Origin of the sequence: Frankia sp. AiPa1, assembly GCF_023243075.1 — a bacterium.
In the GTDB taxonomy this organism is placed as follows: domain Bacteria; phylum Actinomycetota; class Actinomycetes; order Frankiales; family Frankiaceae; genus Frankia.
Genome location: NZ_JALKFZ020000002.1, coordinates 146,356 through 169,654, shown reverse-complemented (window position 1 = coordinate 169,654; position 23,299 = coordinate 146,356). Strand labels below are relative to the sequence as shown.

Annotated in this window: 18 protein-coding genes and 4 tRNA genes; 12 read left to right on the top strand and 10 right to left on the bottom strand. The window is 70.6% G+C overall.

Translation table 11 applies throughout. From position 1 onward, the window contains the following. Window positions 1-238 precede the first annotated feature (238 nt). Complete coding sequence (locus tag MXD95_RS01990) at window positions 239-895, top strand: peroxiredoxin (RefSeq protein WP_250638749.1); 657 nt, start codon at window positions 239-241, stop codon at window positions 893-895. Window positions 896-1,049: 154 nt separating this feature from the next. Here MXD95_RS01990 and MXD95_RS01985 read toward each other — a convergent pair whose 3' ends face one another. Both MXD95_RS01985 and MXD95_RS01980 read right to left on the bottom strand, forming a co-directional pair. Further along, on the bottom strand, window positions 1,050-2,570 hold the full coding sequence (locus tag MXD95_RS01985; protein ID WP_250638748.1) for a sensor histidine kinase: 1,521 nt from the start codon (window positions 2,568-2,570) through the stop codon (window positions 1,050-1,052). Further along, the gene (locus MXD95_RS01980) at window positions 2,567-3,220 is read right to left on the bottom strand and encodes a response regulator transcription factor (RefSeq protein ID WP_250638747.1); all 654 of its coding nucleotides are present in this window, start codon (window positions 3,218-3,220) and stop codon (window positions 2,567-2,569) included. The genes MXD95_RS01985 and MXD95_RS01980 overlap by 4 nt, the downstream gene beginning before the upstream one ends. Before the next feature lie 86 nt (window positions 3,221-3,306). Here MXD95_RS01980 and MXD95_RS01975 point away from each other — a divergent pair, with 86 nt between their 5' ends. Next, window positions 3,307-4,452, top strand: a complete 1,146-nt coding sequence (locus MXD95_RS01975) for a PDZ domain-containing protein (RefSeq protein WP_250638746.1) — start codon at window positions 3,307-3,309, stop codon at window positions 4,450-4,452. Between the two features lie 42 nt (window positions 4,453-4,494). Here MXD95_RS01975 and treY read toward each other — a convergent pair whose 3' ends face one another. Continuing rightward, a complete protein-coding gene (gene treY / locus MXD95_RS01970; RefSeq protein ID WP_250638815.1) occupies window positions 4,495-6,972 on the bottom strand; it encodes a malto-oligosyltrehalose synthase in 2,478 nt (825 codons plus the stop codon). Between the two features lie 70 nt (window positions 6,973-7,042). After that, a complete protein-coding gene (gene glgX, locus MXD95_RS01965) occupies window positions 7,043-9,298 on the bottom strand; it encodes a glycogen debranching protein GlgX (RefSeq protein ID WP_250638745.1) in 2,256 nt (751 codons plus the stop codon). A gap of 133 nt (window positions 9,299-9,431) precedes the next feature. Between glgX and MXD95_RS01960 the strand changes: the two genes are divergently transcribed. From MXD95_RS01960 to MXD95_RS01945, 4 genes are all read left to right on the top strand, one after another. Beyond that, window positions 9,432-9,866: an NfeD family protein gene (locus MXD95_RS01960; protein WP_250638744.1), complete on the top strand. Its 435-nt coding sequence runs from the start codon at window positions 9,432-9,434 to the stop codon at window positions 9,864-9,866. Window positions 9,867-9,941: 75 nt separating this feature from the next. Continuing rightward, the gene (locus tag MXD95_RS01955; RefSeq protein ID WP_250638743.1) at window positions 9,942-10,928 is read left to right on the top strand and encodes an SPFH domain-containing protein; all 987 of its coding nucleotides are present in this window, start codon (window positions 9,942-9,944) and stop codon (window positions 10,926-10,928) included. 212 nt (window positions 10,929-11,140) lie between these two features. Beyond that, the gene (locus MXD95_RS01950; protein WP_250638742.1) at window positions 11,141-11,683 is read left to right on the top strand and encodes a DUF3145 domain-containing protein; all 543 of its coding nucleotides are present in this window, start codon (window positions 11,141-11,143) and stop codon (window positions 11,681-11,683) included. Window positions 11,684-11,938: 255 nt separating this feature from the next. Continuing rightward, on the top strand, window positions 11,939-12,232 hold the full coding sequence (locus MXD95_RS01945; protein WP_250638741.1) for a DUF4193 domain-containing protein: 294 nt from the start codon (window positions 11,939-11,941) through the stop codon (window positions 12,230-12,232). A gap of 198 nt (window positions 12,233-12,430) precedes the next feature. Here MXD95_RS01945 and MXD95_RS01940 read toward each other — a convergent pair whose 3' ends face one another. Then, complete coding sequence (locus MXD95_RS01940; protein ID WP_250638740.1) at window positions 12,431-13,024, bottom strand: isochorismatase family protein; 594 nt, start codon at window positions 13,022-13,024, stop codon at window positions 12,431-12,433. A gap of 346 nt (window positions 13,025-13,370) precedes the next feature. On the opposite strand from MXD95_RS01940, the gene MXD95_RS01935 reads away from it, so the two are divergent. After that, the gene (locus MXD95_RS01935) at window positions 13,371-14,180 is read left to right on the top strand and encodes a DUF3097 domain-containing protein (RefSeq protein WP_250638739.1); all 810 of its coding nucleotides are present in this window, start codon (window positions 13,371-13,373) and stop codon (window positions 14,178-14,180) included. A gap of 193 nt (window positions 14,181-14,373) precedes the next feature. Next, window positions 14,374-15,219 carry an N-acetylmuramoyl-L-alanine amidase gene (locus MXD95_RS01930; RefSeq protein WP_250638738.1) on the top strand — a complete coding sequence of 282 codons (846 nt, stop codon included), beginning with the start codon at window positions 14,374-14,376 and terminating at the stop codon, window positions 15,217-15,219. Between the two features lie 174 nt (window positions 15,220-15,393). Here MXD95_RS01930 and MXD95_RS01925 read toward each other — a convergent pair. The 3 genes from MXD95_RS01925 to MXD95_RS01915 all read right to left on the bottom strand — a co-directional run bounded on the left by MXD95_RS01925 (window position 15,394) and on the right by MXD95_RS01915 (window position 15,663). Further along, window positions 15,394-15,465 (bottom strand) — tRNA-Val (locus tag MXD95_RS01925). Between the two features lie 12 nt (window positions 15,466-15,477). After that, window positions 15,478-15,549 (bottom strand) — tRNA-Cys (locus MXD95_RS01920). 41 nt (window positions 15,550-15,590) lie between these two features. Then, window positions 15,591-15,663 (bottom strand) — tRNA-Gly (locus MXD95_RS01915). A gap of 112 nt (window positions 15,664-15,775) precedes the next feature. Here MXD95_RS01915 and MXD95_RS01910 point away from each other — a divergent pair. Continuing rightward, the gene (locus tag MXD95_RS01910; protein ID WP_250638737.1) at window positions 15,776-15,913 is read left to right on the top strand and encodes a hypothetical protein; all 138 of its coding nucleotides are present in this window, start codon (window positions 15,776-15,778) and stop codon (window positions 15,911-15,913) included. 126 nt (window positions 15,914-16,039) lie between these two features. Continuing rightward, a complete protein-coding gene (locus MXD95_RS01905; RefSeq protein WP_480024025.1) occupies window positions 16,040-17,251 on the top strand; it encodes a chorismate-binding protein in 1,212 nt (403 codons plus the stop codon). Between the two features lie 262 nt (window positions 17,252-17,513). Here the strand turns inward: MXD95_RS01905 and MXD95_RS01900 are convergent, their stop codons facing one another. Continuing rightward, the gene (locus MXD95_RS01900) at window positions 17,514-17,945 is read right to left on the bottom strand and encodes an SsgA family sporulation/cell division regulator (RefSeq protein WP_009739629.1); all 432 of its coding nucleotides are present in this window, start codon (window positions 17,943-17,945) and stop codon (window positions 17,514-17,516) included. A 439-nt stretch (window positions 17,946-18,384) separates the two neighbouring features. Between MXD95_RS01900 and MXD95_RS01895 the strand changes: the two genes are divergently transcribed. After that, a tRNA-Val gene (locus tag MXD95_RS01895) sits at window positions 18,385-18,456 on the top strand. Window positions 18,457-20,094: 1,638 nt separating this feature from the next. Further along, window positions 20,095-20,664 (top strand): HIT family protein, encoded by a 570-nt coding sequence (locus tag MXD95_RS01890; RefSeq protein WP_250638736.1) that lies wholly within the window; start codon window positions 20,095-20,097, stop codon window positions 20,662-20,664. Between the two features lie 63 nt (window positions 20,665-20,727). Here MXD95_RS01890 and MXD95_RS01885 read toward each other — a convergent pair whose 3' ends face one another. Continuing rightward, the gene (locus MXD95_RS01885) at window positions 20,728-23,211 is read right to left on the bottom strand and encodes an elongation factor G-like protein EF-G2 (RefSeq protein ID WP_250638735.1); all 2,484 of its coding nucleotides are present in this window, start codon (window positions 23,209-23,211) and stop codon (window positions 20,728-20,730) included. Between the last annotated feature and the right edge of the window lie 88 nt (window positions 23,212-23,299).

Genomic DNA, 23,299 nt, shown 5'->3' with positions numbered 1-23,299 from the left:
TCGTCGCAGCCGTGGGCTCCCGGCTGTACGCCGCGTCCAGCCGGGCCCGCCTCGGGGCGTCCGCTGGACGGGGACGTACCGGGCAAGGACCACCACCAGGTGGCGAGCAGTACACCAGCAGGTAGCAGGTAGCAGGTAGCAGGTTGAGCCGTCCGCCGTCAGGCGGGACGCACCATCCAGGTGCCTCGCGGCACAGGCATACCGCGAGCGCCAGCGAGCGTGAAGGAGAGAGACGACGATGACTCTGACGATCGGCAACACCGCGCCGGACTTCGAGGCCGAGACGACCGAGGGCAAGATCCGTTTCCACGAGTGGATCGGTGACTCGTGGGCGGTGCTGTTCTCGCACCCGAAGAACTTCACCCCGATCTGCACCACCGAGCTTGGCTACGTGGCCAGCATCAAGCCTGAGTTCGACAAGCGCGGCGTGAAGATCATCGGTCTGTCCGTCGACCCGGTGGAGCTGCACGAGGGTTGGTCCAAGGACATCGAGGAGACCCAGGGCACCGCTCCGAACTACCCGCTGATCGGCGACTCCGACTTCACGGTCTCCAAGGCGTACGGGATGCTCGGCGCCGACGTGAGCGGCGACCCGGCCGACCGCACGGCCGCGGACAACCAGACCGTCCGCAACGTGTTCGTCATCGGCCCGGACAAGAAGATCAAGCTGATCCTGGTCTATCCGATGACCACCGGGCGCAACTTCGACGAGGTCCTGCGGGTCATCGACTCGCTGCAGCTCACCGCCAAGCACAAGGTCGCCACCCCGGTGAACTGGAAGCAGGGCGAGGATGTCGTGATCGCCGGCTCGGTCAACAACGACCAGGCCAAGGAGATCTTCGGCACCTGGGAGGCGCCGAAGCCCTACCTGCGGATCGTCCCGCAGCCGCAGTGACCCGCCCGCCGGCCGATCGGAACGCGTCGCGCGGCCCACGGGCCGACCGCAGGCACTGATCGGCCGGCCGGAACCGTCGGCCGGTCGTTGTGGGGGTGCTCGTGTCCGATTTGCCCCCTACAGCGACCTGTGTAGGTGGATCTTGCCGTGCGGCTCACTGCAGGGCGTAGCGATCGTGGCGATCGAGCGCCTTTGCCGGCGGTCGGGGCAGGTTGGGCGTGGATCCTGGGAAGACGACGGTGACGATCAGGCCGCCGCCCGGGTTCGGGGCAGCGGACAGGGCCAGATGGTGTGCCGCGGCGATCGAGCGGACGAGGGACAACCCGAGGCCGGACCCGGATGCGGAGCCCGTACGGGGGGCGCCGAGCCGGCGGAACGGCTCGAAGATCTCGGCGATGCGGTCCTCGGGCACCTCCGGGCCGGAGTTGCGGACAGTGAGAGTGCCGTAGGCGGACAGGCGCACGTCGACGAACCCGCCCGGATGGTTGTGCCGCACCGCGTTGTCCAGCAGGTTCCCGACGAGACGCGCCAGCAGCACAGGATCCCCGTACACGATGGCCGCTCCAGCCGTCCGGATCACTGTGCCTGGCCCGCCTGTCTCCGCCGCCCCCGCCGCTCCCTCCGCCGCCCCGGCGGCTCCATCGGCGGCGTCGGTCGCCACTGTCAGCTCCACGTCGGCGGCAGGCAGCTCGGGTACCTCACGTACCGCCTGGTGGACCAGCGCGGCCAGATCAACCGGCTCGGTACGCCGCAGGCCCCGTTCGGTCTGCGCGAGCATGAGCAGGGCGTCGATGAGCCGCTCCATGCGTTGGTTCGCGGTCAGCAGCTGGCCGCGGACCCGCGGCAGGCGGTCGGGCGCGGGGTCGGTCAGCCCGATCTGGATGGCGGCGCGCTGCACCGTCAGCGGCGTGCGCAGCTCGTGGGCCGCGTTCGCGATGAAGCGGCGCTCGGCCTCGACGGAGCGTTCGAGGCGGGCGAGCATCGCGTCGAAGGTGTCGGCGAGCTCGCGCAGCTCGTCGTGCGGCCCGGCCAGCGCGATCCGTTCGTGCAGGTTCGACAGGGACAGCCGGTGGGCGGTCGCGGTGATCCGGTGCAGCGGGCGCAGCAGCCGCCCGGCCAGCCACCAGCCGGCGGCGACCGAGACGACGGTGAGCGCCCCGACGGTGATGAGCGCGACCGTCCACTGGTAGTGCGCCACCGCGTCCGGTAGTCCGCTGACGACCTGGAGCCGTCCGGCATAGCGACCCGAGGGCGAGGCCCCCGACGTCGCGGCGTCGGGCGGCACGACCGTCCCCGCGAGGCCGGAACCCGAGCCGGAACCGGGCCCGAGGACCTGCGGGCCGGGCATCGCGGCAGCGGACGAACCCGTGCCCGCCGCCACCACGGTGTCAGGCACCCCCGTCCCCGCCCCCGCGCCGCCGGGCGCCGCCTGGGTGGAGAACCCGACGTCGCCACCGGCTCCCGGGCCCAGTCCCACACTCTCGGTGATCGCGGTGACCTTGCTGCGGAGCACGCCGTTGAGCAGCAGGTTGGTCGTGACCAGCAGGATCGTCGAGGTGAGCAGGAACAGACCGCTGTAGAGGACGGTGAGCCGGACTCGGATCGTGCCCCGCGCCCAGCTCCGCCCGCCTCCCGCCCGGCGTCGCTCGGTCCGCTCCTCGGCCGGGCCGCTCACAGCCGGTATCCCGCGCCGGCGACGGTGACGATGCACGGCGGGTCGCCGAGCTTGGCCCGCAACCGGCTCATGATGACCCGGACCACCGAGGTGAACGGGTCGGCATGCTCGTCCCAGGCGGATTCGAGCAGCCGCTCCGCGCTCACCACCGCGCCGTCGGCCCGCAGGAGCACCTCGAGCACCGCGAACTCCTTCAACGACAGTCGCAGGAACCGGCCGTCCCGGGACGCCTGCAGATGGTGTGGGTCGAGCACGATCCCGCCCCGTTCCAGCACCGGCGACACCGATGCCGCGCTGCGTCGGCCGAGGGCCTGCACCCGGGCCACCAGCTCGGCGTAGTCGAACGGTTTGGGGAGGTAGTCGTCGGCGCCGAGGCCCAGCCCCGCCACCCGCTCGGGCACCGAGGCCGCCGCTGTCAGCATCAGGATGCGGGTGCGGGCCCCCGAGCGGGCCAGGTCACGGCAGATCTCGTCGCCGTGGCGGGCGGGCAGGTCCCGATCGAGCACCAGCACGTCGTAGTCGTGCACGGCGAGCCGCTCGGCGGCGGCCGCGCCGTCGTATGCCACGTCGACCGCCATCGCGTGCCGCCGCAGCCCCTCGGCGACCAGCTCGGCCAGGTCCTGTTCGTCCTCCGCCACCAGCACGCGCATGCTGACCTTCTATCGAACACGGTGTCACATCGGTGTTAACGGTCCCGTTCAGCGTCAGGCAACATCATCCCTGACAGCCTGCCGGCATGAGATCTCCTCGTCGACTGACCCGACCTGCCGTGCTGACCGCCGCCGCTCTCGCCGTGGCCCTGCCCGCCGGGGCGATCCTGAGCGCGGGCGCGGCCCAGGCCACGAACGGCACGCCGGCCGTCTGCGGCATCGTCGGGGGACCGACCGGCCCGGCAGGGACCGTCGGCCTCCCGCGCACCGCACCGTCAACCCGGGCCGGCCTGTCGCCGACCCCGATCACCTACGTGACCCTTCGCCAGAGCTACCTCTGCATGTCCGACCACTACTACGCGGCGGACCCGCACCGCGACCAGGTGCTGCTCGCCGGCGCCTTCGCCGGCCTGCTCGCCGAGCTTGACCAGCTCGGCCTGCACCGCGTCGACGCCCCGCCAGCCTTCGCCGGCGACCGCACCACCGACTGGAACGCGTTTCGCGCCGTGTTCCAGCGGGCCGCCGCCGCCGGCGGTCCCGCCACCGCGCGCCAGCATCTCGGGATCGCCGTGCTGAACGGCATGGCGGCCAGCGTCCAGGACGCGCATGCTCCGCGCACCTACGGCGAGGTTCTGGCGGGCCGGGCCCCCAGGGGCATCGTGGTCGCCGCCGACGGAGCGCGGGGCTCCGCCGGCGCACCGGGCGAGGGTGCGGGCGAGCGCGCGTTTCGGGTGGAAACAGATGGCCCGGGCGCGGGGCGGGAGCAGGACGGCCCGGGGGAGGCGTTCGGGATCCACGTCACCGCGCCGTCGGAGGGCGGTCAGCCAAGCGTCACGATCGCCGAGGTGCGGGGTGGGCCGGCCGCCGCCGCGGGTCTGCGGGCCGGTGACGTCATCGAGTCGATCGACTCAGTCGTGCCGATCAGCAACGGCGTCCCGAACCAGCAGGTCCTCGACCGTCTGCTCCCCCCGGAATCGGGCCCGCGGACGGTGCGGGTCGCGGTGCGCCGGCCCTCGACCGGGCGGAGCTGGACGGTCACTCTCACCCTCAGGGGAGACGGGAAGGGCAAGCCACAGAACCAGCGGTTCGGTCAGCCGGACGGTCCCGCGCGGCCTGGGTCGCAGACAGCTCCCGCGCTGCCGAACCTGTCGGCCCCACTCGCCGGCACCGGCCAGGACTCGCGCGTGGCTACCGTGCCCGGTCAGCCAACCCTGACCACCGTCGGAGCCTGACCAGCCGTTCCCGACCAACCCGGCCGAGGGAACATCCGCTGGTCAGGAGCGGACGAGCAGGCTGACCGGGAAGTCGCGCAGCAGGCGCAGGACGTACGCCGTCCCGCCGTCGTGACGGCGCCCGGTCAGCATGTCCATCCAGCGTCCCTCGGGCAGCGGCAGGGTGGTGTCGCGCCAGCCGCCGCCGCGGCGCAGGCCCAGCACCAGGCGCGGCACCACCGTGACCACCGACTCGGAGCGGGCGAACGCGACCACGTTCTCCGCAGCCGAGCCGGACGCCCACAGCGGTCGGTAGGTGGCATGGGTGCCGAACCAGTGCGGGTTGTCATGGCGTATCCGTAGCGCCCGGGCGACGACCAGGAGCTTCGCGGCGCCGGAGTCGTCGAGCAGGGGCGGGCGGCGCGGCGGGGCGTCCTCGGCGGGGACGTCGGCGCCGAGCTCGGCGAGCAGTTTGGTGCGGTCACCGAAGTTCACCGGGCGGCGGTTGTCCGGATCCACCAGGGACAGATCCCAGAGCTCCTGACCCTGGTAGACGTCGGGAACCCCGGGCATGGTGAGCTGCAGCAGCTTCTGGGCCAGCGAGTTCTGCCGGCCGAGCTCCACCAGCCCGGCGACGTAACCGGTGAGCACGGTGAGGAACTCCTCGTCCTCCAGCACCGACTCGACATAGTTCACCAGCGCGGCCTCGTAGGCCGGGTCCTGGTCGGTCCAGCTCGTGTAGAGCTTGGCCTCGCGGGCGGCCTTGAGCATGTACTGGGTGGCCCGCTCGGCGGGCAGTGGCCAGGCTCCGACCAGCGTCTGCAGCAGAAAGTAGACCGTCGGCCGGTCCGGCCAGCCCTGCTCGGTGTCGCGGTGGCGCTCGCCGAGGCGGACCAGGCGCCCGGCGGCCTCCGCCCAGCCCCGCGGGTCCTCCGAGAGCACCGCGAGCCGCGCCCGGACGTCCTCGGACCGCTTGGTGTCATGGGTGGACAGGGTCGTCATCGTCAGCGGCCACGTCCGCTGGGCGGCGACGTTCGCCTCGTGGAACTCGTTGACGGCGCTGCGAGGATGCCCGGTGGTGAAGGCGGGGAAGCGTGACGGGTCACCGCCGACCTCGTTGAGCGCGACCATGCGGGCGTACCGGTAGAAGGCGGTGTCCTCGATGCCCTTGGCCATCACCGGGCCGCAGGTCTGCTGGAAGCGGGTGACGAACTCGGGTGGGCCGCCGAGCGCGAGGTCCTCGATCAGGTCGACCTCGGTGGCCCGGCCCGGCAGGTAGGAACGGGCCTGCTCGCAGGCGCGCACCACATGGCCGCGGGCCTCCAGGCTCGGTGTGCCGTCCGGGCGGATGTAGGCCCGGTAGACGTCGAAGGCGGCCAGGACCTCACACAGCGCCTCGCGCAGGCCGACGCGGGTGAGATCGGAGCGGGCCCGGCGGGCCTCACCGAGAGCCAGCACGGTCAGCCGGTCGACCTCCGGCTGCAGTACGCCCGCGAGCACGTCGAGCTTCGCCGCGCGTGCCTCCGCCTCGTAGTCCGGGTCGGCCCGGGTGAGCTCCTCGTAGAGCACCGACAGCGGATGCCCGGCCAGCGGGTCGAGGAACAGCCGGGTCAGCCGGCCGATGCCGTCGTAGCCGGTGGTGCCGTCGCAGGCCCAGGTTTCGGGCAGGCCCTCGTCGTCCTCGAGGATCTTCTCGACGACCGTCCACACCCCGCCGGTGGCCTCCGACAGGCGGCGCAGGTAGCCCTCCGGGTCGGCCATGCCGTCCGGATGGTCGATGCGCAGGCCCTCGAAGGTGCCGGCCCGGACCTGGTCGATGAGCAGCCGGTGGGTCGCGGCGAAGACGTGGGGCTCCTCCTGGCGCAGCCCGGCCAGCGTCGTGATGTCGAAGAAGCGGCGGTAGTTGAGCTCCGTGGCGCCGACCCGCCACCAGCACAGCCGGTAGTACTGCGCGTCGAGGGTGCCGGCGACGTCGCGCGGGTCGGCGGTCCCGGGCGCGGTGGGCAGCACGTGGTCGTAGTAGGCGACGACCCAGGCGCCGTCCTCGTCCTGGCGCACGCTGATCTCGCCGGCGGCCAGGCAGTCGGCGAGGCCCGCCCCGAGGATCGGCACGACGACCCGCCCCGGGTTGTCGGGGGCGGCCCAGTCGATGTCGAACCAGCTCGCGTACGGCGACTCCGGCCCCTCGCGCAGCACCGACCACCAGGCCGCGTTCGCCGCCTGCGGAGTGACCGACATGTGGTTGGGCACGACGTCCACGACGATCCCCAGCCCCGCGCGCCGGCAGGCGGTGACGAGGCGGCGCAGGCCGCCGGCGCCCCCGAGCTCCGGGTTGATCTGCCCGTGCTCGACGACGTCATAGCCGTGGGTGGACCCGGGGGCCGCCTCCAGCACCGGTGAGAGATACAGATGTGACACGCCGAGCGACGCCAGGTACGGGACGATCACGGTCGCGTCGGTCAGCGAGAAGTCGAGGTTGAGCTGCAGGCGATAGGTCGACGTTGGCACAGCCCGCTCGGCGCCGGAGTCGTCCCGCCCCATGATCGTCGGCCCGGTGCCGCCGCCCGGCGTCAGGCCTCCCGGTCCCAGGCCTCCCGGTCCCATGGTCGGATCAGGGCACACGGCGCAGCACGACCGTGGAGCGGGCGTCGATCTCGAGTGGGTCGCCGGCTTTGACCAGGCGGCCGTCGTCGGTGGGTTCGAACGCGGTCGTGACCACCGAGGTCGCCTCCAGAGCAGCGTCGACGCCGGTGACGGACCGTCGGGTGTCGACGACGGTCTCCCACGAGCCGCCGAAGTTGGCCGCCGGTGCGCGGAAGCTGACCGGCTCGTGATGGGCGTTGAAGTACAGCAGGAACGAGTCGTCCTTGATCTCCTGGCCGAGCGCGTCCGGGTCCAGGATGCCATCGCCGTTGAGATAGACCCCGAGGGTACGGGCGGTGCCGGACTCCCAGTCGACGTCGGTCATCTCGGTGCCGTCGGGCCGTAGCCAGACGATGTCCTTCGTCGCGGGGTCCTGGGCCGCGGGGTCCTCGGACGATGCCGCGGCTGCCGGGCTTGGCCTGGTGGCGGTGCTCGCCTGGCTGCCGGTCGGCCCGCTCTGGCCGCGTGGCGCGTCACCCTCGAAGAACTTGCGGCGGCGGAAGATGGGATGGTTGCGGCGCAGCCTGCAGACCTGGCTGACGAACTCGACGAGGTCGGCATTACGTTCGGCGTCGGACCAGTCGAGCCAGGAGATCGGGGTGTCCTGGCAGTAGGCGTTGTTGTTGCCGCCCTGGGTGCGGCCCATCTCGTCGCCAGCGACCAGCATCGGCACCCCCTGGGACAGCAGCAGCGTCGTCAGCAGGTTACGGGTCTGCGCTGCCCGCAGGTGCGCAATCGCCGGATCGTCCGTCGGCCCTTCGACCCCGCAGTTCCACGACCGGTTGTCGTCGGAGCCGTCCCGGTTGTCCTCGCCGTTCGCCTCGTTGTGCTTGTCGTTGTAGGACACCAGGTCGTGCAGGGTGAAGCCGTCATGGGCGGTGATGAAGTTGATCGATGCCCAGGGTCGGCGCCCGGAGTTCTCGTACAGGTCGCTCGACCCGGTCAGCCGCGAGGCGAACTCGGCGATGCCGTGGTCCTGGCCGCGCCAGAAGTCGCGCACAGTGTCGCGGTACTTGCCGTTCCACTCCGTCCAGAGCGGGGGGAAGTTCCCCACCTGGTAGCCGCCCTCACCGAGGTCCCAGGGTTCGGCGATGAGCTTCACCTGGGAGACCACCGGGTCCTGCTGGACGAGGTCAAAGAACGAGGAGAGCCGGTCGACGTCGTAGAACTCGCGGGCAAGCGTCGCGGCGAGGTCGAAGCGGAAGCCGTCGACGTGCATCTCGGTCACCCAGTACCGCAGCGAGTCCATGATCAGCTGTAGGACGTGCGGGTGACGCACCCGCATGCTGTTGCCGGTGCCGGTGTAGTCCATGTAGTAGCGCGGGTCGTCGTCCACGAGGCGGTAGTACGCGGCGTTGTCGATGCCGCGGAAGCACAGCATCGGCCCCATGTGGTTGCCCTCGGCGGTGTGGTTGTAGACGACGTCGAGGATCACCTCGATCCCGGCCTCGTGCAGGTTGCGGACCATCCCCTTGAACTCCTGCACCTGGCGGCCGTGGCCGCCGGAGGCGGAGTAGCCGTTGTGCGGGGCGAGGAAGGCGACCGAGTTGTACCCCCAGTAGTTGCGCAGACCCTGACGGACGAGGTGCTCGTCGTGGACGAACTGGTGCACGGGCAGCAGCTCGATGGCGGTGATCCCGATCTTGCGGTAGTGCTCGATCATCACGGGGTGGGCGATGCCGGCGTAGGTTCCGCGGTATTCCTCGGGAAGGCCCGGATGGTTCTTGGTCAGCCCACGGACGTGCGCCTCGTAGATCACTGACTCGTTGTAGGGCGTGCGCGGCGGACGATCACCGTTCCAGTCGAAGAACGGGCTGATCACCACCGACTTCATCATGTGCGACCCCGAGTCGGCGTCGTTGACACTGTCGGGATCGCCGAACGTGTAGGGAAATACCGCCTGATCCCAGGCGATCTCGCCGTCCACGGCCTTCGCGTACGGGTCGAGCAGCAGTTTCGCCGGGTTGCACCGGTGTCCGGAGGCAGGGTCGTAGGTTCCGTGCACGCGGTAGCCATAGCGCTGGCCCGGCCCGACCGAGGGGAGGTAGGCGTGCCAGACGAAGGCGTCGACCTCCCTGAGCTCGATCTGCTCCTCGTGGCCGGCGTCGTCGAACAGGCAGAGCATGACCTTCCTCGCGACCTCGGAGAAGATCGCGAAATTGGTCCCCGTACCGTCATATGTGGCGCCCAGGGGATAGGGGTGGCCAGGCCAAACCTGCGACATACGCACGAAGCCTACGGCCACCGGCGCCGTAATGATTCGGCGGCGCGAGAAGCGGCTGGTCGTCGACCCCCGGGCCACCCGGCCATTGACGTTTCATTGATCGGGTTCGGTCCAGTCGGCCTAGCATGGAGACGTGGCCGACTGGGCGATCTGGATCGTCGTCGCCGGCGCCCTGTGCGTCGGCGAGGTCGTGACGCTTGACCTGATCCTGCTGATGGCGGGCCTGGCCGCGCTGGTCGGGGCGGGCGTCGCACTGCTCGGCGCGGATGTGGTCTGGCAGGTTCTCGCCTTCGCCGTCGCGGCCGGGGGCTTCGGCTTCGGCCTGCGCCCGGTGGCCCGCCGGCACCTGCAGCGCGGCCCGGAGCTGCGCACGGGGGTCGCCGCGCTGATCGGTGAACGTGCGGTGGTCGTCGAACGGGTGGACGGCAACGGCGGCCGGGTCAAGCTCCGCGGCGAGGTCTGGTCGGCGCGGGCCTATCCGAGCTCGGTCGTGCTGGACCCCGGCGACCAGGTTCAGGTGCTGCGGATCGACGGGGCCACCGTCATCGTGCACAGGTTCGAGCTGTGACCATCAGAGATGATGATCGTCAGGGTTGATCGCTGAGCCGGGCCGGCCGCGGGGTGCACAGGGAGGGAGCAGGTCATGGCAGGTGTCATCGTCGCCGTGGTGATCGCGGTGGTCCTGGTGTTGGTGCTGGCACGGGCCGTGCGCATCGTGCCGCAGGCGAGAGCCATGGTGGTCGAGCGGCTCGGGCGCTATCACCGCACGCTGACGCCGGGGCTGGCCATCGTGGTCCCGTTCGTCGACCGGATCCGGGATCGGATCGACCTGCGGGAGCAGGTCGTCAGTTTCCCGCCGCAACCGGTGATCACCGAGGACAACCTCGTCGTCGGCATTGACACCGTCATCTACTTCCAGGTCACCGACCCGCGGGCGGCCACCTATGAGATCGCCAACGTCATCCGGGCGATCGAGCAGCTAACGGTGACTACCCTGCGTAATGTCATTGGCGGATTGAACCTCGAGGCCACCCTCACCTCCCGCGACCAGATCAACGGACAGTTGCGCGGTGTGCTCGATGAGGCGACCGGTAAATGGGGCATCCGGGTCAACCGGGTCGAGCTCAAGGCGATCGACCCACCCCGCTCCATCCAGGACTCGATGGAGAAGCAGATGCGCGCCGAACGCGACCGCCGGGCCGCGATCCTGACCGCCGAGGGTGTGAAACAGAGCGAGATCCTGCGGGCCGAGGGGGAGAAGCAGGCCGCCATCCTGCGCGCCGAGGGCGAGCGGGAGGCGCAGATCCTTACCGCGCAGGGTGAGGCGAAGGCGATCGGCACGGTCTTCCGGGCCATCCACGAGGGAAACGCCGACCAGAAACTCCTTGCTTATCAGTACCTGCAGACGCTGCCACAGATCGCTCAGGGACAGGCGAGCAAGCTGTGGATCGTGCCCAGTGAGCTGACCGGGGTCCTCGGCGGTCTTGGTGGTCTGCTCGGCGGGACCGACCAGCCTGGCGGCCCGGGGAGCAGGCCCGGCGGATCGGGCCAGTCCGATGGGTCGGCCCAGGCTGGCGGGTCTGACCCGGGCGACGGCCTGGGCAAGGCCGGCAGTCCGGGCCAGACCTAGGGGGTTCCCTCGGATGGGGGGTATCCCCCGGATGAACCACCGCCGGATTCGGTGCTGTGGTTGCCAGAGGCACGGACTTACGACCAATTAGTCATACTTCTCCCAGGGGGTGGGGCTAGTCCGCGTAGCCGGACCATGGGACGATTCCGTTTGCCATCAGGGTGGGTCGATGAGACGCAGGGGAAGGCGTTCCTCGTCGACGGAGGTCCTGCGTGGTCGCAATATCCACGACAGCTCGTGAGCTGTCGTCCGGCTCGTCGTCCTTCGCCGTGCCGGGCAAGCTGGCGGTGCTCGCCTGCCCGCCGGCGCTGTGCCCGCACCTGGAGTTCGGTGTGTCCGCAGTGCTGTCGTCGCCAGTGTCGTTGACCTGGACGGCGCAGCCCGGCATGCCCGGATTCCTGTTCGCCGGGCTGGAGTGGCGAGCGTCCCCGGGCACCGCGGGCCGGGTCGCCACCGCCCTGCGCAGGCTCGGTCACATCACGTTCGAGACCGTCGAGGGTCCCTCGCCGGGCTGCGATGCCGAGCGCTATTCGTACACTCCGGATCTTGGTCTGCATCGGGCGGCGATCGCTGCCAACGGGGACGTCGTCGTCGGCGAGGCCGCCCTGCGAGCGCTGCTCGAGCGCGGCGAGGCCCGCGAGACGCTTGCCCGCGGGCTGCACCGCCTGCTCGGCACCGCCTGGGACGACGTGCTCGAGCCGCTACGTCGAGGTGCTCACGGAGCGCCCGTCACCTGGCTGCGGCGCACCGGCTGAGCTGGCATCGTCCGCGAGTGCTGTTCTCGTCACCCGCACCAGTCGATTCGGCCGGTAGTGTCCACACTCCCGCTGACCTGCGGCGGGTCGTCGGATGTCGCCTTTGGTCATGGTTCAGTGCGCAACGGCGCCGGACGGGCATCAGCGTGTGGCCAAGGCCACATGAGGGTAGCGCGGGTCTGACGGGCACATACCCCGGCGGTCATGCGTTGAGGCTTGCGCACGACACGAACAACCATTTTGGGAGTTACCTCAGTGGCCACCGATTACGACACACCCCGTACTACTGACATAGAGGACGCATCAGAGCAGAGCCTGGAGGCGCTCAAAGCACGTCGGGCGGATGCGGCGGCTGATCTCGGTGACGAGGTCGACCCGTTCGAGGCCGAGCTTGGCCTGCCTGGAGCCGACCTGGCTGGGGAGGAGTTGAACCTGCGCGTGCTGCCGCGGCAGGCGGATGAGTTCACCTGCACGCAGTGCTACCTCGTGCACCACCGAAGCCAGCTCTTCGACGAGCGGCGGATGGTCTGCCGGGACTGCGCGGCGTGATTCAGGCCGTGCGTGAGCTCAGGTCGGCGGTCGGCAGCCCGGCGGTCGCCGGCGCGCCGGCCGGGAGCCTGGCGGCCGGGTAGCCGCCTGCCGCCAGGCCGGTGAGCCACACCGGCGGTCCGGCTCACCGGCCCACTGACCGGTGTGCCACCGGCCTTCGGTATGCCCGCAACATCCGCCGACATCATCCGCTGGAGATCATCCGCCGACCAGCACCCCGGCCTCGCGCATGACGTCCACGGCCCGATCGTCGTCACCCGGTTGCAGGTTGACGAAGCGGGTGAGCGCCAGTGGCAGCACCACCGTCAGACCGAGGGAGCGCGCGTCCAACGCGCTCGCCCGCACGCAGTGATCGCCTGCCAGGCCGACCACGACAAGGGTCGTCACTTCCAGCTGCGCTAGCCGCTCACCCAGCATCGTCGCCTGGCGGGCGCCCGAGCGCGGGTCTCGCACCGAGAACGCCGAGTAGCCGTCCGCGCCGTCGACACCCTTGCGGATGACCTCACCGTCGACGACCAGGTCCGGGTGAAACGCTGCCCCGGGGGTACCCGCCACACAGTGCGGTGGCCAGACGCCACCGCCGGTGACGAAATGCGGAGTCTCGGCGGGATGCCAGTCCTGGCTGTAGAACACCGGCGAACCCGCGGCATGGGCCGCCGCGACCTGTTCGTTGATCCCCGTGACGAGCTGCTCGCCGCCTGCGACGTACAGGCTGCCCGCCGGATCGGCGAAGTCGTTCTGCACGTCTACGACCAGCAGCGCGACCCGCGGTCCGTAGCCCACGTCCGGCATCTGGGCCCACCTTCCCCTCGCGCCGTTCCGTTCCGTACCGGCCTTGGCCGGCCGTGCGCATCACTGCCCACGGGCGTGGGCAGGTGACTGGCCGAGCTGGCCTTTCAGGGACCCGTCCGGCAGTGTCCCGTCCGGCAGTGTCCCGTGCGGTGATGTCCCGTGCGGTGATGTCGTGGCCAGCGGCGTTGTTGGTAGTGTCCCGTCGACTGAGCGGTCGCGTCGAGAGGGATGCGGGCGGCGATGCGGAAAATGGCCGCGTCGGGCAGGATCTGTCCCCGGTGTCGCGTCGCGACACGCCAGTGCCGATATCCCTGATCATGCCTGGCTCGCGGCTTAGGTTCCCTCCATGCGTAGCCGTGACTACGGCGGGGACGTACTGGCTCCGGCCGCCCGTGCCCGTCCGCCTGTCGTCTCTGAGGTCGAGTTGGAGGCGGATCTCGTTGTCGAGGAGGTCGCGTCCGGGTTCTGCGGTGCGGTGGTCGGCGGTGAGGCCGGCGGGGTGACGCTCGAGGACCGCCATGGCGTCCGTCGGGTGTTCCCGCTCGAGCCGGGCGGGTTCCTGCTGGACGGGCGACGGGTCACGCTGGTCCGCCCGCGGCGCGGCGCGCCCGCCGCGCCCACACGCACCGCGTCGGGGTCGCTGGCTGTTGCCGAGCACCGGGCCCGCGTCGCCCGAGCCAGTCGCATCTACGTGGAGGGGCTGCACGACGCGGCCCTCGTCGAGCGGGTCTGGGGGGACGACCTGCGGATCGAGGGCGTGGTCGTGGAAAGCCTGGACGGCGTCGACGAGCTGCCCGCCGTGGTGGACGGTTTCCGTCCCGGGCCCGGCCGTCGCCTCGGCGTTCTGGTGGACCATCTCGTGCCCGGCAGCAAGGAAAGTCGGGTGGCCTCGGCCGTCACCGGTGAGCACGTGCTGGTCACCGGGCATCCGTATGTGGACATCTGGCAGGCGGTGAGGCCCGCGTCGGTGGGCATTCCCGCCTGGCCCCGTGTGCCGCGCGGGCAGCCCTGGAAGGAGGGGGTGTGTCTGGCGCTGGGCGTGTCCGATCCGGCCGAGCTGTGGCGGCGGGTACTGGCCGGTGTCGACAGCTACGCCGACCTGGAGGTCGGTTTGCTCGGCGCGGTGGAACGGCTGATCGACTTCGTCACCGCCTGAGCGAGTGACCGGCTGATGTAGGTCCGCCTGATGTCGCTGACTCCCTGATCGGCCGACCGCCCCGGCCGGGGTAGGCAGCGACGGGTACCGCGTCGATCGCATACGGTGTGAAGTCACGGGCGGGAGACCTGACACTCCATGGGCGGATGGCCGGACACCGGTCGCGATGCCCCCGACGTCGATCAGGAGGCCGATGCCGGTCGGGTACTCCAACGGTCGGTCGTTTCGATTCTGGGCGGTCGGCGCGGTCGTGGTGGTCCTGCTGGCCCTGGCGGCCGGCTACGGGCTGCGCGTCCTACTGGACCGCGGCGGGGGCGGCGCCGTCTCGACCGCCGCTCTGGACCCGGCGGCGGCACAGTCTCTCGGCGGCCGTGTGATTGTGCTCGATGCCGGTCACAACGGTGGAAACAGCGGCGACCCCGCGGCTATCAACCGGCAGGTTCCGGCCGGAGGGATCAGCAAGGAATGCGACACCGTCGGTGCGCAGACCGACGCCGGCTACCCCGAGCACGCGTTCACCTTCGATGTCACCCAGCGGGCGGCCGCGATCCTGCGTTCCCGCGGCGCGACGGTACGCCTCACCCGCACCAGCGACACCGGAGTCGGCCCGTGCGTCGACGAGCGGGCGAAGATCGGAAACGATCTGCGCGCGGATGCCGTGGTGTCCATCCACGCCGACGGGGGTCCCGCCACCGGGCGGGGGTTCCACGTGATCGCACCGGCGCTCAGCCCCGACCGGACCAACGAGGCGATCCTGGCGCCGTCCGCGGAACTCGCCACGACCCTGCGCGCGGCGTTCGGCCGGGCGACCGGCCAGCCGCTCGCCGACTACCTGGGTCAGCAGGGAATGACCATCCGGTCCGACCTCGGGGGCCTCAACCTCTCCCGGGTACCGAAGGTCTTCCTCGAATGCGGCAACATGCGCAACCCGATCGACGCTGCCGAACTGGTCGACCCGGCCTGGCGGGCCCGGGCCGCGAATGGCCTCGCCGACGGCGTCTCGACGTTCCTGAGTGCACGACCGACCACCCGGCGGTAGGCCGCGCCGGCTGGCCCGCATATCCAGACGTCCGGCCCGGCCTGGTGATCCGCTGCCGAGGTGCGGACCGCGGGCGCCGTGACGAGGACCTGAGGGGCATGGAGACCGACCGCGAACATGACGACGGCCACTCCTAGGAGTGGCCGTTCGTACAAGGGGTGTCCACCCCGAGGGTGGGCGATACTGGGATTGAACCAGTGACCTCTACCGTGTCAAGGTAGCGCTCTCCCACTGAGCTAATCGCCCGCGATGAACCAGAGGCGGAGGCGGGAATCGAACCCGCGTACAGGGCTTTGCAGGCCCTTGCCTAAACCACTCGGCCACTCCGCCGCGGGGTGCCGCTGGAACGGACCTCAAACCCTCTGTTTCCGAGCGGACGACGGGATTCGAACCCGCGACCCTCACCTTGGCAAGGTGATGCTCTACCAACTGAGCCACGTCCGCACCGCACCACCCTTCGCGGTGGTGCAGGTAGAACTCTAGCGGACGAACGGGCCTCGCGTCGAACGGCCCGCGGGGTGTGTTTGAAATGTTGCTTTTGGTCAAGGAGTCCCACGTGAACATCGGGTTTCGCCCACGGCTCGGACACCTGGCCTGGTGGGTGCCGGGTCCGGCAGCCGCCGGCGCCGCGTCCGTGCTGGCGCGCCGTGGCCTCAGGGCGCAGGGGAGCTGTGCGGACGCCGCCCGGCTGTGACGGCCGGCTCGCGGTGACTCCGACCCGATTCGGCCCACGTCGGTGGCGCTGGTCCACGCGTCGGGCGAGCGTGACGAATCAGTGACGAAACGGTAGCGGAGCATGGTGATGGATAAGGTGAGTCCCGTGAGCCGGGCCAACGTGGGCGTTCCGGACCGGGGGCGTAACCGGAGGCACGGCACCGCCATGGTCGCGGCATCGGGTCCGTCTCGGCCTTACCTGTTGGCCGGTGGCCGGCTCGCCACCGGCGTCCTGGAGATCACCGACGACCTGGCGGTGCTCGACCGTGATGGCTTCTGGGCGGTCGTGGTCGATTTCGAGGGTGCCGTGCGATGTGTGCGCTTCGCCGACGTGGTTCCGGCGCCGGTCGAGGGTCCCGCCGCCCTGCGCCGCCGGGCGTGGCAGGGCCCGTCGGCGCAGGCCTGGACGAGCAGTCTGGACCAGGCGGCATACCTCGCCGGGGCCGACGCGATCCGGGCGCACATCGCCGCCGGCGACGTCTACGAGGTCAACCTCTGTCGAGTGCTGTCCGCGCCGCTGCCCACCCCGGGCGATCCCCCGTCCGGCCACCCGAGCTGGTCTGACGCCCGCTCGTCTGGCACCCGCATGGCGCGCACTCGCCCGCACGAGGTCCCGGATCACGAGGTCCCGGATGGTGCGCAGTCCGCGGCCGGGGATCCCGCGGCGCTGGCGGCAGTGCTGGCCGCGGGGAACCCCGCGCCCTACGCGGTGGTGCTCGATGTGCCGGAGGCCGGTCTGCGCATCGCGGGTGCTTCCCCGGAGCTGTTCCTGGAACGCGACGGCGACCTCGTGCGGTCGGGGCCGATCAAGGGCACCGGGCGGACCGTCCGAGAGCTGGGCGCCAAGGACGTGGCCGAGAACATCATGATCGTGGATCTGGTGCGCAACGACTTCGGCCGGGTAGCGCTGCCCGGCAGCGTGACCGTTCCGGCGCTGTGCGCTGTCGAGCACCATCCCGGTCTGGTGCATCTGGTGTCCACCGTCCAAGCGCGGCTGCGTCCCGCGGTGGGCTGGGTCGAGCTGCTGGCGGCGGCAAGCCCCGCGGGCTCGGTCTCCGGCGCACCCAAGTCGAGCGCGCTACGGATCATCGGTGAGCTGGAGCCGGGGCCGCGGGGCCCCTACTGCGGTGGGATCGGCTGGGTCGATGCCGACCGACGCACCGGCTGGCTGTGCGTGGGCATCCGAACGTTCTGGTTCGATGAAGGCCGCCTGCACTTCGGCACCGGTGCCGCCATCACCTGGGACAGCGACCCGGCCGACGAGTGGCGTGAGACCGAGCTCAAGGCGGCCCGGCTGGTGCGACTAGCCAGCGGCTGAGCGCCCGCCCGGGCCACCGCGGCACCGTCCGCACAGCCACGACTGGGCACAGCCATCTCGGCGTAGTCATGACCCGCCCAGACGACGACCCGCCTGGCCGGACAGACTCCGGCCAGGCGGGTGGGGTGTTCGTCCTTGGGTATGGATCCCGCCGTCGGACTCCGCCTTTGGGAATCCGGCGGCGAGGGGGAGGATCTCCCCGGTCTTAAGGTGCCCGCACCGGCTCACCGGGGCCAGGCAATTGTCCCGACCCCGGTGGAATTCACCGCTCGGGACCGCCCCAGATCAACAGGGCTAGTTCCGCGTCAAGATCGATGATGTCGCTCTCGCCGCCGAGCGGCACCGCGGAGTATGTCCGCCGCAGAAATGCCAGTACCTCCGAGCGTGGCATCTCGAAGAGAGCGTGGCCCGACGGACTGGACAGCGAAAGGCAGACGATTCGGCCGCCGGACTGGGCTGCCGGCCATACCTGGACGTCGCCGTCGCCGGCTGGCCGGCGAACGCCGTCGCTGAGCAGTTGACGCGCGAAGGTCCACTCCACCACCTCGTCCGCACCGGTGCGGAACCCGATGCTGATCGCGTAGGGGTCGGCCGGCTCGTACCGGACGGTGGCGGCGACCGGTACGGGTGCGCCGCCGGGAACGACGAGACGAAGGGCAAGTTCGGCGGTGATCGAATCGTGACGAATAGTCATCGGGCGGCCTCTCATGGTGCGGTGGTGCGGGCGAGCACCCGTGTAACGGGATAGTTCCCTGTCTGAGTCCCGTTGGTAACAAGATTATGCCAAGACAACATCCGTTACGGCGGTTTGAGCGACGTTGCCCGGCCCGGAAGAGCAAGCCCTTCCCGGTAGAGCCTAGATCGGTCAGTCAACGGATAGTTTGCCGCCCGTCGTGCCGATGGGTGGTCACCATCCGTGATGCCCGAGCATCCCCCGAGTGTCTGGGCCAACCTGCCGAGGCCGTTGCACGTTAAGCGTTCCCCGTCCGGGTGGTTCTCAACCTCGGCCAGTCGTCGCGAACGTGACTCAGTCCACCCACCGGACGCCGACGGTGGACATCGCCGCATCCGCCCGATGGACCCCCGGCCCGGCCCGCTGCTGGCGCCGTGTAGGGTGGACCCATCACCTGTAGGGGCGTATAGCTCAGGGGTAGAGCGCTGCCTTCACACGGCAGAGGTCCGTGGTTCGAAACCACGTACGCCCACGCATATCTTCACATCGGCGTCGGCCCCCTTGGGGTCTTGTCGCGTCCTGGCGATGGCGGTCCGGGGCTGAATCTGTGATCCCACGCGTGATGTGGCCGTGAGGTCGGCGGGGTTTGGCCGAGGCTCCTGGCGGGCCCGTGGAACCACGACCTGTCCGATTTCTCATTGTCTGGCCGGTTTTCCTGGGCGGTGGGCCGGGGCTACGGGCTGATTTTCCGGGTGGTGGCGGTCGTTCGGGGGCAGGTGCGGCGGGGCTTCGAGCGGAGGTCGGTCCAGGGACTGGCTCGGAGGCGGGAGATGAGTCAGGGTCTGAGAACCATGGTCGCGGGTCGGGGCGTCGGGCGTTGATGATCCGCGCCGGATTCCCCTTTGGTGGCGGTGTGAGCGTTCCGACGGTTTGGCTGTGGGCGCGACGAGGCCGGGTGGCGGCCCGCCGCGGCCCGCGATCCTGCCGGCCGCCCGGGGTCCGCCGGTCGAGCCGACTGCCTGCATATAAACCGCAAATCCGACAGTCTGGTGGCCTGGCGTGGCCCGCCGCTCGATGCACCGATCTGCGTTCTTCCCCCACTTTGGTGCCGGGCGGGCGGGGGTACCTCGCCTCGGGCCCACGTTCGGGGTCATCACGGGTGCGGCGCTTCGCCGCCCGACCGGCCTGTACGGACAGTGAGCATCCGCGGCGGTAGTCGCTCGGCCCCACCTGGTTGCCGGGCCTGCTGGCGGGGCCCTGCCGTAGGTGTCGGTCGACGGAAAGGGTAAAGCCGACGCTGGATGATCCTCCGCGCTCGGAACGTTGACCGCGCCAGGAACGTCAGCAGCACTCGGAACGTCGTCCGCACTCGCGAGACCAGGGGTGTTCAGAACGTCGGAGGCGTTTGGAACACCGCAGTAGGGCGGAGCGGCTGGGCACTGGTGGGCTACCCCGGGTGGTTCGTGACGGGCGGCCGCGCGGAGATCCGGCCGTCGCGGGACGTTGAATCGCGAGCGCGTTGTTGCACCCGTCGGCCCGGCGTGGATCGGCATCGTTCTCGGTCCCGCCCTTTCGGTGGGGTGGTGGGTGGGGCGTGGGAATCGCGCCGACCCTGCTGGCCCTGGTCGGGTATTTCAAAGCGGCATGACGTCCGCTCTGTACAGATCGGCCGGCTGCCCGCTAGGCTGATCGGGCAAGGCGTTACGGGCTCCATTGGTCGAAGCGGCTGCCTGTCCGGGCGTGCCGGGAGATCCCTCCTGGTCGCGGTGCGTGCAGTGTTGCTCGCCGACGTTCGGGGCGCCGTGGTTTCGAAACCAAATACGCCACTCGAGGGAGACTGGCGGCGACCCCCCCACGCCGTCAGTCTCCCTCTTCGCCTGCCGGAGCGCACCCGCAGTGCGCCTCGCTCTCCCCGTCACGGACCGGCCAGGTCAGGCGCGTCCTGATAAATTGACTCCGACGACGACCACCTTTCCCGGGGGACCCGCCCGGAGGATCGTCCGACGGAGGTGGCGCGGGTGGCGAAGTGGACGGGAGTGCCGAGAACGCAGGCGGTCCGGCCCCGTGGTGCCGGTGGTGCCGGTCAGATCGGCTCTTGTCAGGCCCGCGCCGCGCCAGCCCGGTCGCTGCTGCCTTCCGCCGGCCGTGTTCGGCGGGGCGGGGCCCGCGGATGACCATTCAGCCGCCGGCCGGGGGCATCCCGCTCGAGGCGCAGGCGGGGGTCGGCCTTCCCGACGCGTTTCAGCGCCTCTACACGCCGCACCGGCTCGCCTACATCAAGGGTGCGGGGCGCGGCCGCGATGACGAGTGCCCCTTCTGCGCCATTGTCCGGATGTCCGACGAGGATGGTCTGGTCGTCGCCCGAGGGAAGTCTGTCTACGCGGTACTCAATCTATATCCATACAACGCGGGGCACCTGCTCGTCGTGCCTTATCGCCACGTGGCCGACTATGCCGACATGGACTCCGAGGAAATTATTGAGATGGCGTTCTTCGTGCGCCGTTCTCTTCGGGTCCTGCGGGCGGCAAGCGACGCGCATGGCTTCAACACCGGAATGAACCTGGGTCATGTCGCCGGCGCTGGAATCGCCGCCCATGTGCATCAGCATGTCGTTCCGCGCTGGGGAGGCGACGCAAACTTCATGCCGGTCATCGGCGCAACCAAAGTGTTGCCTGCGCTCCTGGGCGAGACCCGGGACATGCTGGCCGAACAGTGGGCGCGCACCGACCCCGACCAGTAGTCCGCCAGCCGAGCTCGACCGGACCGAAACGGGAATCGGCGCAGGCTCAGTGATGCGCTCTGGTCAGTCGGACCGGGCGTGGGCGAGGTGGTCTGGCATCGGCTCGTATCCGTGTGGCTCGCGGTGGAACTGGCCCGTGCCATGGCTCAACGAGCGAAGCTCCATGACATAGCGGGACATTTCCCGTTCTGGTACTTCGGCGTGTACGAGGGTGCGGCCGGTGTCGGGCTCGGCTGGTGGCAGCGCCTGCGGCTCCATTCCCACCACCCGCCCGCGGCGGGCGGAGAGATCGCCGAGCACGGCACCCACGAATTCGTCCGGAATGGACACGTCCACCGTCAGGACGGGCTCCAGGACGACGACGCCACCGGTGCGCATCGCGTCGCGCAGCGCGAGGCCACCCGCGACCTGGAACGCGAGATCGGACGAATCCACGCTGTGCGCCCGGCCGTCCACGAGCCGCACCCGCAGATCGGTCAGCGGGTGCCCGGGGCGCACCCCGGCCGCCATCTGTGCCCGGATGCCCTTCTCCACCGACGGGATGAACGCCCGCGGGATCGCCCCGCCCACCACCTCGTCGACGAACTCGAAGCCTCCGCCGGGTGGCAGCGGTTCAACCTCGATCTGACAGACGGCGAACTGGCCGTGCCCACCGGACTGCTTCACCTGGCGCCCCGTCCCGTGCGCGGGAGCGGCCACGGTCTCGCGCAGCGGGATGACGGCGGGTTCGGTGTCGACAGCGGCGCCGTAACGGGTGGCGAGCCGGGCGAGCACCGCTTCGGCATGCGCCTCACCCATGCTCCACAGCACGATCTGCGCCGTCTGCGGGTCCTGGACCACCCGCAGGCTCGGGTCCTCCAGGCACAGCCGCGACAGCGCGGTGGACAGCCGGTCCTCGTCCGTCCGGGCGTGGGCCCGAACCGCGACCGGCAGTTGGGGTTCGGGCATGGTCCACACCGGCAGGTGGCAGGGATCGCCGCGACCGGACAGAGTGTCGCCGGTCTCGGCGGTCATCAGCTTCGTGACCACGCAGATGCCGCCGGCCGGGCACTCCGACACGCTGTGCAGGGCGCAGCCGTACGGGCGGGACAACGCGCCGACCCGCTCGTCGTCGTCGTGGTCGTCATGTCCGGCCTGCGCCCGACCGCGCCCGCGGACCCGGACGGTGTCGTCGGGGCGCAGCGTCCCGCTGAACACCCGCACGACCGACATCCGGCCGACGTAGGGGTCGCTGGTCGTCCGGACGACCTCGGCGACGAGCGGCGCCGCCGGATCCCCGGACCTGGCCGGGTGGGGCGAGCCGTCGGGCCGGCACAGCGATCCCAGCGGATGCTCGGACGGAGCGGGGAAGCCCGTGGCGAACAGATCCAGCAGCTCGAGCGACCCGAAACCGCCCGCGGCCCGGCTCGTGGCCGCCATCTTCGAAAATCCGCCGGCCGCGGACAGTGTCCCCGTGGGCAGAACCGGAAAGAAGTCGGCCCGGGCCACCGCGGTCGCCAGGTCCGCTGCCAGCAGATCCGCGTCGGGATCGGCGCCGGACAGGTACTGCTCCAACAGGGCCTCGTCCTCGCTTTCGGCGATGATCCCCTCGACGAGCGCGGCGCGGGCCGCTTCGACCGGCGGTTCCTGCCGGTCTCGGCGAGGCCCGGCCGGCAGTTCCTGCCGGTCTCCCGCGGCGGTGTACTCGGCGATCCGGTCGTGCAGCAGGTCCGTCAGCCTGATTCCGCTGGCTGTCTCTGTCCCTGCGCTGGCTGTCCCGGCCCCTGCGCTGGCTGTCCCGGCCCCTGCGCCGGCTGCCTCCGCGCCGTTCGGCTCTTGGACGGCGCGCACTCGGACGGCGAGGAACGCGGGCAGCGCCCCGGGGCCGAACGCGCGCTGACATTCCTGTGTCGCGGCGTCGATGTCGACCCGGTCGTGATCGAGGTGGGTGAGCGCGATCGCCCGCGGCATCCGGACCATGGCGCACTCGGCCCACAGCTGCCTGGTCGTGGCGTCCACACCGTCGACGGCGCTGACGACGAACAGGGCCGCGTCGGCGGCGCGCAGCCCGGCCCGCAGCTCGCCGACGAAGTCGGGATGGCCCGGGGTGTCGAGCAGGTTGATGGTCAGCCCGCGGTGGCTGACGGAGCACAGGGTGAGCCCGTCGGAACGGGCCTGGCGGTGCTCGGGGTCGGCGTGTCCGATGTAACTGGTGTGAGCCGCGTGATGCTCGCCCGGTCGCTCGGGCGGGCCGGCGGCGGCCAACAGCCGGTCCACCAGGGCCGTCTTTCCCGCGCCGCTGTGCCCCACCAGTGCGATGTTGCGTATCGCCGGGCCCCGCGCCGCGGCCTGCTGATCAGTGGCGTCCGGCTCGGCGATGTCCTGCCTGGTTACCTCTCGTGCGGTGACGTCCGGTGTTGTGGCCGCTCGTGCCGGGGCGTCTCGGGTCGGGATATCCCGTTTCGGGATGCCCCGTTTCGGGACATCGTGCGTGCTGCCGGCGGGGGACCGTCCCCTGCCCGTGCGGTCTCTGTCAGCGTTGCGTACCTCATTCGAGTCCACCGTCATCGCGGCCTCCCTGATCCGGACTTCTCCGCCCGCCGGTACCGGCAGCGTGCACCCTTGTGACGTGTGGCACAACCTGGGCTCGGTGGGA